Genomic DNA, 10,071 nt, shown 5'->3' with positions numbered 1-10,071 from the left:
GCTCATGCGGCGCGCTCCGGAATTCTGATGCCCAGATTTTCACGCAGTGTTTTGCCTTCGTATTCTTCACGGAAGAGACCACGGCGGCGAAGTTCAGGCATAACCAATTCGATAAAATCCTTCAGCGCGCCGGGAAAATATGGGGCCATGATGTTGAATCCATCTGCAGCTTTGGCACGGAAACGCTCTTCCAGCTCATCCGCAATCTGCTTGGGTGTTCCGATCAATTGCCAGTGTCCACGTGCACCGGCAAATTTGCGGGCTGATTGCCTGATATTCAGATTTTCCCGCCGTGCCTGATCGATAATCAATTGCTGGCGGCTTTGAATACCGTCTGTCGGAGGCATGTCAGGTAAAGGGCCATCAAGCGGGTATTGCGAAAGGTCTTTAATGCTCAAATAACTGGCAAGAAGTGCAACACCAACCTCGTCGGGGATCAGGTCCTGCAACGCTTCATACTTGGCCCTCGCCTCGCTTTCGCTATTGGCGACAATCGGCGAGACCCCCGGGAGTATTTTCAGATCATCCGTCTGCCGCCCAAACGCCACCATCCGCGATTTCAGGTCTGAATAATAAGCCTGTGCTTCCTCGATAGTTTGCGCGGCGGTAAAAACCACATCAGCCGTCCGGGCAGCCAAATTTTTGCCCGCGTCAGAAGCCCCGGCCTGCACCATCACTGGACGGCCCTGCGGCGAACGCGGACTGTCGAGTATGCCGCTTACAGTGAAATGTTTGCCGTTATGATCCACCGGATGCAATTTGTCCGGATCAGCATAAACACCATCACTTAGACGATAAGCGCCTTCATCCACGCTATCCCACAAGGCCACCGCTGCACCGGCAAACTCTTCAGCGCGCTCATAGCGTTGAGCGTGCGGCCTCAATCCGCTGGAAACAAAGTTCTCGGCCTCGAGTTCGCTGGCAGATGTCACGAGGTTCCAGCCTGATCGCCCGCCGCTCAATTGATCCAGCGAGGCAAATGCCCGCGCCAGACCATAGGGTTCATTATAGGTGGTCGATGCCGTGGCAACCAGCCCGATATGCGATGTATTCACCGCGAGTGCAGCCAGAAGAGACAGCGGTTCAAACATTGTCGACCGTGCCGCCTGACTGGCAAGGTTGGGGTCGCGCTCGCGAATTGCTGCTGCGTCCTCGACAAACACCATGTCAAACTTTGCTGCTTCAGCCATGCGCGTCAGTTCGATGAAGTGGTCAATATTTACACCGGCATCGGCAATAGCATCAGGATGCCGCCAAGCTGCGATGTGGTGTCCGCCAGCCATAAGGAAGGCACCCAGTTTCATCTGGCCTGAGTTTCTGGGGGTCATAGTGAATGCTCCGGGGCAATGGCAGCCGGATGGGCCGGCCTTGGCAAACCAAGATGATCCCGCAAGGTTTTTCCCGTGTAATCGTCGCGAAACAGACCGCGATTGCGCAATTCCGGAATGACACTTTCAACGAACGTCTCGCGCTCATCGGACACTATTGCAGGCAGTATGGTAAAGCCGTCAACCCGTTCGGCCAACTCTTCCAAATGGTCAGCAATAGTCTGTGCTGTACCGATTAATTCGATGCCCGAGAGACTGACATTGCTTGCCAGACCATCAAGCTCCTGTCGAAGTTTATTAGCGTCGGCTTCAGACGTGCTAACGTAAGGTACGACATTCGCGAGAATCCTTACATTACGTCGATTACGACCATTGCGATCAAAAGCCCGCTGCAAATCTGACAGGTTGGATTTCAGCTCCTCTGACGTGGTCACGTCTATGAAAATAACCTCAGCCTTTTGCGCTGCAATTTCCAGTGTCTGCGACTGCAGCAAAGTGGCAATAACGGGTTTTCCTTGCTCGGATCGATTGACATTGAGCGGCCCGCGAACCGTGAAGTTTTCGCCCGCGTGATCAAGGACGTGCATTTTCTCAGGTAGAAAGAGACGGCCCTTCGCCTTGTCATATATGAAGGCATCATCCTCCCAGCTATCCCACAATCCGCTGACGACATCGATATATTCGGCAGATTTTGGCACAGAGGCGGACGCAATCAGATTCCACCCTGCCCGGCCGTGACTGATCGTATCAAGCGAGGCAAAACGGCGGGCGAGATTATAGGGTTCGTGTTGGTCGATTGCCGCGCTGGCGATCAATCCGATCTCATGTGCCACTGTTGCCAGTGCGGATATCAGAGTCGTTGGCTCGAAAGGCACTTGTGTGGTCAGATTTCCCACAGGGCGGATTCCGGAATTGTCTGCGAAAAGGGCAAAATCAAATTTTGCATCCTGCGCCTGTTTTACCTGCTGGGAAATCCGGTTTAACTGAAGCGAATTTGATGATCCATTTTTTTGCCAAGCACCGGGATGATGCCCGAATGGCGTAATGGATATTCCAAGATGCATCATTGCATTTCCTTGAGAATCAAACCGAAAAAATGGCGTCACGGGTTAGCTTGCCCGTCACCGTGCCATGCTGGTCGACCACCGCAAGAACGTCGCTGTTGGCGGCAACCATCAGCGCCAGCGCATCGCGCAGATTACTCGTTTGCCCGACTGTGCTTGCATTCTTTGCTGGTGCGTCACCATTCATGGCATCACCGACAGTAAACAGGCTAAGACGTTTGATCGCCCTGTCTATACCGACGAAGTTTTCGACAAAAGCGTCTGCCGGATGCGACAGCACTGTGTCTGGCGTATCATATTGAATGATCTTGCCGTCTTTCATAATAGCAATGCGATCGCCAAGCCTGATCGCTTCGTCAAGGTCATGTGTCACCAGTACGACCGTCTTTTTTACTCGTTGCAATATCTGGCGGAACTCGGCCTGCAGCCTTGTGCGCGCGATCGGATCAATCGCTCCGAAGGGCTCGTCCATCAGCAACACGGGTGGGTCAGCTGCCAACGCGCGGGCAACACCAATACGCTGCCGTTGTCCACCCGATAATTGGCGCGGGTATCGCTTGAGCATTTCCTTGGGATCAAGACCAACCAGATGCAGCAGTTCTTCCGTCCGGCTCCTGATCTTCGCATCATCCCAGCCGAGGAGTTTTGGTACCGCCGCAATATTCTGCGCTATGGTCATGTGCGGAAACAGGCCGACCTGCTGGATTACATACCCGATATGACGGCGCAGTTGCACAGGATCGACCTTGGTCACATCTTCGCCATTGACGATGATCTTGCCTTCACTGGGATCAATAAGACGATTGATCATCCTCATTGTCGTGGTCTTGCCGCAACCTGATGGGCCAATGAGCGCTGTCGTGGTTCCTTCGGGTATGACAATGGACAGATCGTCAACCGAAGCAGGCCCGCCGTCAGTATAGCGTTTCGTGACATGTTCCATATTGATCATGCGGCAGATCTTTCTGAAAAGAAGACTTTTTCGGCAAGGCCAAGGATGAATTCAGTCCCCAGCGCCAGAAGTGCGATTGGAATTGCGCCAACAAGCAGGCGTGACATATCCATCATGCTGATGCCAACCGCGATGAAATCGCCAAGCCCGCCGCCGCCAATGAAAGGTGCCAAGGTCGCGCCTGCAAGCACCTGAACGGCAGCTGTGCGTGCTCCGGCAAACATGGCGGGTGCAGCCAGCGGAATGCGGATTTTGCGCAATACCTGCCCGCGGCTCATGCCCATCCCGATTGCCGCTTCAACAGCGTCCGCGTCAACGTCGCGCAGACCGATAAAGGCATTGAGCAGGATTGGCGGGAGAGCCAGAACAGTAAGTGCAACGATGGAAGGCCAGAGGCCGATACCCAGTAAAGGCATCATGATGGCCAGAATGGCGAGGCTCGGAACCGTTCGCAACGCATTGACCGTATTGATAACGGTGAAGGCAAGATTGCTTCGATTGATGATCAGGATCGCCAGCGGCAATCCAATCGCAAGTGCAATTGCAAGGGAAACACCCGACATGACGAGATGCCGACCCAATGCCTGATAGAATTCGGGCTGATGTTCAATAATCCAGGTGAAGGCTGTGCTTAACATGATGTCACCGCCCCCTCGCCATCAGTTTTTCAGCCTGGCTTAGAACGACATCGAAAAATGTCGCCATGAGCGCCGTCAATATGCCGCCAACGAGAATCTTCTCGGTATATTCCTGATCAATCCCGGTCAGGATGATCGTTCCCAGACCGCCGCCATCAATGAAGGCAGCAACCGTTGCAATGCCGATTACTGTGACGAGCGCAATTCGAATGCCGGAAAGAATAAGCGGCATTGCCAGGGGTAATTCAATACGGACCAGCCTTTGCCAGGCGCTGTAGCCCATTCCATCCGCTGCATCCAGCACATCGGCCGGAACGCCACGCAACCCCGTCACGACATTGCGCAACAGGATGAGCAGACAATAAGAAGACAAGCCGACAAGCGCAGGTTTGGTACCAAGCCCGAGCCACGGAATAAGCAAGGCAAATAATGCCAGGCTGGGGATGACAAAGATTATGCCGGTTATTGTCAGCACGAAAGCGTAAAGCTTCTGGCGGCGGGCGCAGATGATGCCGAGCACCAGTGCAATTACCAGCCCTATCAACACCGAAGTGACCGACAGAAACAGGTGCTGCCATGTTGCGGCCAGTATTTCAGGGATATTTTTGGGAGCCCAATTCAAAGGAATGTCCTGTATCGCCGGTTCTGTAATGAAACAGCGGAGATGCAATCATCTCCGCCGGTTCTTATCGAATGGTCAGTGGAACTTTTGGTTCCGCTAGAAACCCTTAGATATTGTTGGCTTTCAGGAATTCTTCAGCGACTTCCTTTGGTTCCTTTTTATCCCGCTCAACGGCAGCGTTCAGATCTCGCATATTTTCATTGTTCAGCAATGGGCTGATCTTGTTGAGCACTTCAGCAATCTTCGGGTTCTTCGCAAGCGTATCCTGACGAACTACAGGCACAAGGTAATAGGGTGGGAAAAGATGCTTGTCGTCATCAAGCACGACGAGTTTACTGTCGGCAATCTGCCAATCCGTGCTAAAACCATAGGACACGTCGATATTACCGCTTGTCAGCGCGCTGTAACGGATGCCAAGCTTGGCGAAAATACGGAAATCCTTGAATTCAATGCCATAAGTCTGCTTCAGGCCGGGCAATCCATCCTTGCGCTCGCCAAAACCACCTTCGGCACCGAAGGACAGTTCTTTGGAAGCAGGTCCAAGATCGGTCAATGTCTTGAGCTTGTATTTCTCGGCTGTTGCCGGAAGCGTAATGATCGCATAGCCATTGTTGATCTTTGTTGGCTCAAGCAAGGTCAGCTGCAGGTTCTTCTCGTAGAAATCCTTGACTTCCTTGTAGATTTTATCGGCAGAACCAGAGAGGTCACCTTTGACCACGGACGCCAGCGCCGTACCGGTATATTCCGGATAAAGATCGATTTCACCGTTTGTCAGAGCCGAGTGCGCAATAAGCGTCGCACCAAGGTTCAAACGGCGTTCAACAGTGACGCCGGCCTTCTCGAGAGCCTGCGCATAGATTTCCGCAACGACAAACTGCTCAGTGAAGTTCTTGCTGCCGATCTTTACCGTTTGGGCAAAACCGGCACTCGCACCAGCGAGTGTTACAAGTGCGCCAAGACCAAGCGCGGCGATACGTTTCAAGATCATGATATTTCCCAAAAGCTGGCGTAAGATCTCGTCGTATCTTACTGGTTTAAATAATCATTTTTCATGTTATCAATCTTGATCGTGCGTTTCGTAGAATGGTTTCCCATTTTCTCCCGTATAAGTAGAAATTATTTACTAGTGGATTGCAACCGCTGTTCGAGCCAATGCTGCCATGCTGCGACAAGAAGTTTTGATCCTTGAAGCGCATTGGCCCTGCATTTTTGGTTGGGCTCGGGAGAGCGTCGCTACTTTGCAGCTGGACCGTAAAGCGCGTCCACGGCTTCCTGTGCCTCGGAGATCAGCGCCATGCAGTCACCCCGGTTGATGGGCGTGGCAAGCCTGACGGTCTTGTTCTTCAAAGCATCGTCCAAGGCGGTGACGGTTTTCTCGCTGAATGAAGTTACGCCTTTCAGCTCCGCAATTGTCTCGATCACCCTGTTCCGCTTTGATCGATACAGAGGATCGTCGCAGAAAAAGGAAAGTTTCAGCAGTTCGATCTGCGCCGCAACGATCGCATCACCTTTTTCGATGCTCCCGACAGATACAAGCGCGCCAAGCAACAATACTGTAATCATCATCATTCCCCGTTGGATATTCGGTCGAATGGTGCTGGTGTTTAATTACAATTCTATTGATACTTTACCGCGCGAACTAATCCCTTCGATGTATATTGCCATCGCCATTTCGACGTAACAATTCCTTGTTGGCAATGGTATCAATGTGCTGCTTTCGAGAAGCCTTTAACCAGGATAGGACCTGTCGGACGACCTGTTGGCGAGCCGCCGCTCTGTTCAACCGTAATTTCGTATAGCTGATCGAGCCGAGGCTTTGGCAGTTCAGGCCCGTCAAGCAATGCGGTGGTTGATGTCGACAGAAGACCCAAAGACACCGGCCCCATTTCCTGAGACGGCAAGGTCCAGACCTGCATCACCTTGTCTTTGGGAACTGTGAAATCGGTCAGAAGGGTAACCTTTGCGCTGCGATCTCCAAAATCTTCCACCAGCGCCTGCGCCTGCCCCTTTTCGTCGAGAAGTACGGCGATAACCAAGGGGTCGGGCCGATTCTGCAAACTCCAGCCAAGCCCGATTGCCAAGAGAATTGAAGCTGCAGAGGCTGCAAGGGCAAGCCTGCGCCAGAACAGCCCGTTGTTGTTTGCTGCAACCGGCGGAGCTTCCTGTCCGCGCACGACCTTATCAAGCCGTGTTGCGATGCCATCCCAAAGAGCTTGTGATGCCGGTACCGGCTTTGCAGTCATATCGAGTTCGAGAAAGCGCTCACGGCTCGCTGACACTGCATTTTGCATCGACACATCCGTAATCAATGCAGTCTCAAACGTTTCCAGCTCACTGCCTTCCAGCAAGCCAAGAACATAGTCATCAGCACGATCATCAATAGAACGGGCTTCGTTGCTCATGCCATGCACTCCCGCAAAGCTGATAGCCCTCTTCGTATCCATGCTTTGGCAGTGCCGAGCGGAATACGCAGTCGCCCGGCAATTTCACCGTGGGTATATCCGCAAATATATGCCATGAGAATCGGCTTCCGCTTGGTTTCCTCTAGCGCTGCAAGACATTGCCTCAGGCGGCTCTGGGCTCCCAGGTCTGCCCAGGCCTGGTCCACTTCGTCATCCGTATTTGCATCTGCCAGCGTTACCAGAATATCAGGCTCTGTAAGGTCTTCATGCCTGCTGGCCCTTATCGTATTAAGCGCCTTGTTGCGGACAATGGCATATATCCAGCCCCGTGCGGAGCCTCGCGAAGTATCGTACTGATGAGATTTGGTCCAGATTTGCACGAAGCTGTCCTGGACCACCTCTTCAGCAAGTTCCCTGCGGCGCACAATCCTTTGGGCAATTGCGATCAGCCTGCCGCCTTCTGCTTCGAAAATGGCACGTAAAGCCTGCTTATCACCGTTCGTGCACCGGATGAGTGCAGCGGCAAGGTCCGGTTGCGCAATGCCAGTCGTTTCATTGTCCCGCATGATTACTCGCAAATTCAAGCCCGATCCGGCCATCGTCTATCCTTGCCATGAATTAAACAGTTCCGTCCAGCGTCGGAACTGTGCCTCTATTCCCGACTACACAGCAGTCGGTGATTTGGATGCAAAGTTTTTTGATTGCCCCTGCATCCAAAAATGCAGTTGGCGTGTCTCCCCTTTGAAGCGGTCAACCTGACCTGCTCAAAAGGGAGACTAGACATGAAAATCATTAGTTTTTTTGCGGTTGCAGCCAGCTTGGGAATTACAGGCTCTGCGGCTCTTGCCGCGCCTGCGGTTGGACTTGTTGGAGACAAGACGCTGATATTCTTTGATACGGACAAGCCGGAAGTCTCGAAGTCCGTTGACGTGGAAGGCGTCGATAAACTTGTGGGCATAGATTTTCGCCCGGGAAACAACACGCTCGTTGGCGTGACGCCAGATAGTGGCATCGTCACGATCGATCCTTCAACCGGAGCAGCTACAAAGCTTTCAGCGATGAACAAGCCGCTTGAAATTGGCTCTGCCCCGGTCATCGTGGACTTCAATCCGATGGCAGACCGGCTGCGCTATATGACCGGCACTACCAATCATCGCGTCAATGCGGATTCCGGTGAAGTCACCGTCGATGGTCCATTGGCATTTGCAGAAGGCGATATGCACAAAGGCGAAAAACCAAACATCGTGGCAGCTGCCTATATCAATTCCTACGGAAAGCCGGAAAAGACGGCGATGTACAATATTGATGCGACAATCGTCGCTCTGATCCAGCAGGCACCGCCGAACGATGGTCAGCTGAAGGCTATCGGCAAGCTTGGTATAGAAAAGCCCGCAGCAAACTATGCATTCGATATCCATACGGACAAGGACGGAAAAAACACCGCCTGGCTCATCAATGGCAGTAACCTCTATACCGTTAATCTCGAATCGGGAGCCGCAACGCTGTCGAATGAGATAAAGGGGGCAAGCGGCGAACCCCGTGCGATTGCGGTCATGCAGGCCAAATAACCGAATGCTACCCGCCGGATGGCTATAGCGCCATCCGGCGATTTTTGATTTTTGGTGGAACTGGCCCTTATCCCGCGAGTTCTATGCTAGCTGTACAAAAGGCAGCATAGCCTTCCTCCGGTCGCGGGTAGATCAGATCATGAATAATTACTGGTTCAATATGTGGCTTCTGGGTGCAGAATCGCAGCGCGTGGTCTGGCTCCGAATGTGGAAAATGTCAGTCGGCGGTCCTGCCGCGATGGCGGAAGCAAATCTGATGCTCCAGGAAAAAATCGATGCTGCCGGTCAGTCGGCCTTTCGTCTTGCCATGGGGTCTTCGCCAGCTTCAATCGTCAGTAATTACCGCCGAAAAGTCAAAGCAAACGAACGGCGTTTATCGCGCTGATAACAGGCTGTCAGGATCGGTTTACATGAAGGGTATTCTCCTTAAAATATTGCGCTGATTCACTTCGTTCTGTTCTGGAGACCATTCATGAAACTGTATCGATACGCTCTCGCCGCTCTTGTGGTTGCGCAAGCTGGAGCTGCTTTTGCTCAATCCTATGATCCGAAAACCGCAACACCCCAGCAAAAGGCAGAGGTCAATGCGTCATTCCTTGTGTCGGTCTCGCAGGAGTGCGGAAAGTTCAAAAATGATCCATCCATTTATGAAAAAGGCGTAGCGGATGCCAAAGCCGGTCTGATCGAAGCTGGTGTGGCTGAAAGCGATGCAGACGCGCAAATAGCCAAGCTCAAGAAAGAAGCTGAGACTGCACTAATCAAACCGGTTCAGGGCGAAACCGCCTGCACCGTTCTGCCTGCAAAGTAGTCACTCGCAAGATTACAAAAACGTAATCTTTTAGGGCACTTAGATAGCGTACTGTTCATCCGGCATTCATATGGCAGAAGCCATTCTGAACTTCTTATTCAGGAGGAATAGTGATGAAAAAAATAGTTTCCGCAATCTTCGCAGGCGCACTGAGCATGGCTATGGGCGTTACATCGATCATTCCTGCGACCGCAGCTCCTTTTGTACCTGCCCCGCTTGAAATCAAGTCCAGTGTCGATCAGGTCCAGTACCGTAGTGACAGACGCTGGCGTGGTGGTCACCATTGGCGCGGGCATCGTGGCTATCGCCATTCCCGCCCGGGCTATCGCCGCCATAATGATGGATGGTGGTATCCTTTGGCAGCCTTTGGGGCGGGTGCGATCATTGGCGGCGCAATTGCCAACCAACCTCGCCGGGTAGCACCAGTACGCGGCAGCGCACACGTTCAGTGGTGCTATAACAAGTATCGTTCGTACCGGTCTTGGGACAATAGCTATCAGCCTTATGGCGGTCCGCGGGCGCAGTGCTATTCGCCCTATAATTGATAGGCGATAAAGAAAGGCGGTTCCTCGGAGCCGCCTTTTTCTTTGGTTTCTACCAGAAGCGCAAACATCAAGCATCGTATTTTGTTGAATACCGGCTCCTGCCGCCACATATGCTGAAAATCGCCGGAAAATGAACTGAATCAT

The 10,071-nt window shown here is 52.6% G+C and carries 13 protein-coding genes; 4 read left to right on the top strand and 9 right to left on the bottom strand.

Annotated elements, in window-relative coordinates:
• Nucleotides 1-2: 2 nt before the first annotated feature.
• From PMI41_RS06910 to PMI41_RS06870, 9 genes are all read right to left on the bottom strand, one after another.
• A complete protein-coding gene (locus tag PMI41_RS06910; protein ID WP_008123169.1) occupies nucleotides 3-1,328 on the bottom strand; it encodes an LLM class flavin-dependent oxidoreductase in 1,326 nt (441 codons plus the stop codon).
• Nucleotides 1,325-2,395 carry an LLM class flavin-dependent oxidoreductase gene (locus PMI41_RS06905; RefSeq protein ID WP_008123167.1) on the bottom strand — a complete coding sequence of 357 codons (1,071 nt, stop codon included), beginning with the start codon at nucleotides 2,393-2,395 and terminating at the stop codon, nucleotides 1,325-1,327. Before PMI41_RS06905 ends, PMI41_RS06910 begins: the two co-directional genes overlap by 4 nt.
• Nucleotides 2,396-2,411: 16 nt before the next feature.
• The gene (locus PMI41_RS06900; protein ID WP_008123165.1) at nucleotides 2,412-3,344 is read right to left on the bottom strand and encodes an ABC transporter ATP-binding protein; all 933 of its coding nucleotides are present in this window, start codon (nucleotides 3,342-3,344) and stop codon (nucleotides 2,412-2,414) included.
• On the bottom strand, nucleotides 3,341-3,982 hold the full coding sequence (locus PMI41_RS06895) for an ABC transporter permease (RefSeq protein WP_008123163.1): 642 nt from the start codon (nucleotides 3,980-3,982) through the stop codon (nucleotides 3,341-3,343). The genes PMI41_RS06900 and PMI41_RS06895 overlap by 4 nt, the downstream gene beginning before the upstream one ends.
• A 4-nt stretch (nucleotides 3,983-3,986) precedes the next feature.
• The gene (locus PMI41_RS06890) at nucleotides 3,987-4,604 is read right to left on the bottom strand and encodes an ABC transporter permease (RefSeq protein ID WP_008123161.1); all 618 of its coding nucleotides are present in this window, start codon (nucleotides 4,602-4,604) and stop codon (nucleotides 3,987-3,989) included.
• 106 nt (nucleotides 4,605-4,710) lie between these two features.
• Nucleotides 4,711-5,592 carry a glycine betaine ABC transporter substrate-binding protein gene (locus PMI41_RS06885; RefSeq protein ID WP_008123159.1) on the bottom strand — a complete coding sequence of 294 codons (882 nt, stop codon included), beginning with the start codon at nucleotides 5,590-5,592 and terminating at the stop codon, nucleotides 4,711-4,713.
• A 245-nt stretch (nucleotides 5,593-5,837) separates the two neighbouring features.
• Nucleotides 5,838-6,173 (bottom strand): hypothetical protein, encoded by a 336-nt coding sequence (locus PMI41_RS06880; protein WP_040853989.1) that lies wholly within the window; start codon nucleotides 6,171-6,173, stop codon nucleotides 5,838-5,840.
• A gap of 134 nt (nucleotides 6,174-6,307) precedes the next feature.
• On the bottom strand, nucleotides 6,308-7,006 hold the full coding sequence (locus PMI41_RS06875; RefSeq protein WP_008123155.1) for an anti-sigma factor: 699 nt from the start codon (nucleotides 7,004-7,006) through the stop codon (nucleotides 6,308-6,310).
• Entirely contained in the window at nucleotides 7,003-7,605 is a 603-nt protein-coding gene (locus PMI41_RS06870) for a sigma-70 family RNA polymerase sigma factor (RefSeq protein ID WP_008123153.1), read from the bottom strand. The genes PMI41_RS06875 and PMI41_RS06870 overlap by 4 nt, the downstream gene beginning before the upstream one ends.
• 183 nt (nucleotides 7,606-7,788) lie before the next feature.
• Between PMI41_RS06870 and PMI41_RS06865 the strand changes: the two genes are divergently transcribed.
• The 4 genes from PMI41_RS06865 to PMI41_RS06850 all read left to right on the top strand — a co-directional run bounded on the left by PMI41_RS06865 (nucleotide 7,789) and on the right by PMI41_RS06850 (nucleotide 9,927).
• Nucleotides 7,789-8,574, top strand: a complete 786-nt coding sequence (locus PMI41_RS06865) for a DUF4394 domain-containing protein (protein WP_008123151.1) — start codon at nucleotides 7,789-7,791, stop codon at nucleotides 8,572-8,574.
• A gap of 139 nt (nucleotides 8,575-8,713) precedes the next feature.
• Nucleotides 8,714-8,959 carry a hypothetical protein gene (locus tag PMI41_RS06860; protein WP_040853986.1) on the top strand — a complete coding sequence of 82 codons (246 nt, stop codon included), beginning with the start codon at nucleotides 8,714-8,716 and terminating at the stop codon, nucleotides 8,957-8,959.
• A gap of 87 nt (nucleotides 8,960-9,046) precedes the next feature.
• The gene (locus PMI41_RS06855; RefSeq protein WP_008123146.1) at nucleotides 9,047-9,382 is read left to right on the top strand and encodes a hypothetical protein; all 336 of its coding nucleotides are present in this window, start codon (nucleotides 9,047-9,049) and stop codon (nucleotides 9,380-9,382) included.
• Between the two features lie 113 nt (nucleotides 9,383-9,495).
• Nucleotides 9,496-9,927: a BA14K family protein gene (locus tag PMI41_RS06850; protein ID WP_008123144.1), complete on the top strand. Its 432-nt coding sequence runs from the start codon at nucleotides 9,496-9,498 to the stop codon at nucleotides 9,925-9,927.
• The last annotated feature ends 144 nt before the right edge of the window (nucleotides 9,928-10,071 follow it).

Origin of the sequence: Phyllobacterium sp. YR531 (assembly GCF_000282595.1) — a bacterium.
Lineage (GTDB): Bacteria > Pseudomonadota > Alphaproteobacteria > Rhizobiales > Rhizobiaceae > Phyllobacterium.
Note: the sequence above shows the minus strand (reverse complement) of the source record. Positions and strands in the feature narration are given on the sequence as shown.

Excerpts from the sequence above, each read along its gene's own strand:
- PMI41_RS06910 (WP_008123169.1), bottom strand. The coding sequence starts at position 1,328 with ATGACCCCCAGAAACTCAGGCCAGATGAAACTGGGTGCCTTCCTTATG.
- PMI41_RS06905 (WP_008123167.1), bottom strand. The coding sequence starts at position 2,395 with ATGATGCATCTTGGAATATCCATTACGCCATTCGGGCATCATCCCGGT.
- PMI41_RS06900 (WP_008123165.1), bottom strand. The coding sequence starts at position 3,344 with ATGATCAATATGGAACATGTCACGAAACGCTATACTGACGGCGGGCCT.
- PMI41_RS06895 (WP_008123163.1), bottom strand. The coding sequence starts at position 3,982 with ATGTTAAGCACAGCCTTCACCTGGATTATTGAACATCAGCCCGAATTC.
- PMI41_RS06885 (WP_008123159.1), bottom strand. The coding sequence starts at position 5,592 with ATGATCTTGAAACGTATCGCCGCGCTTGGTCTTGGCGCACTTGTAACA.
- PMI41_RS06880 (WP_040853989.1), bottom strand. The coding sequence starts at position 6,173 with ATGATGATGATTACAGTATTGTTGCTTGGCGCGCTTGTATCTGTCGGG.
- PMI41_RS06875 (WP_008123155.1), bottom strand. The coding sequence starts at position 7,006 with ATGAGCAACGAAGCCCGTTCTATTGATGATCGTGCTGATGACTATGTT.
- PMI41_RS06870 (WP_008123153.1), bottom strand. The coding sequence starts at position 7,605 with ATGGCCGGATCGGGCTTGAATTTGCGAGTAATCATGCGGGACAATGAA.
- PMI41_RS06865 (WP_008123151.1), top strand. The coding sequence starts at position 7,789 with ATGAAAATCATTAGTTTTTTTGCGGTTGCAGCCAGCTTGGGAATTACA.
- PMI41_RS06860 (WP_040853986.1), top strand. The coding sequence starts at position 8,714 with ATGAATAATTACTGGTTCAATATGTGGCTTCTGGGTGCAGAATCGCAG.
- PMI41_RS06855 (WP_008123146.1), top strand. The coding sequence starts at position 9,047 with ATGAAACTGTATCGATACGCTCTCGCCGCTCTTGTGGTTGCGCAAGCT.
- PMI41_RS06850 (WP_008123144.1), top strand. The coding sequence starts at position 9,496 with ATGAAAAAAATAGTTTCCGCAATCTTCGCAGGCGCACTGAGCATGGCT.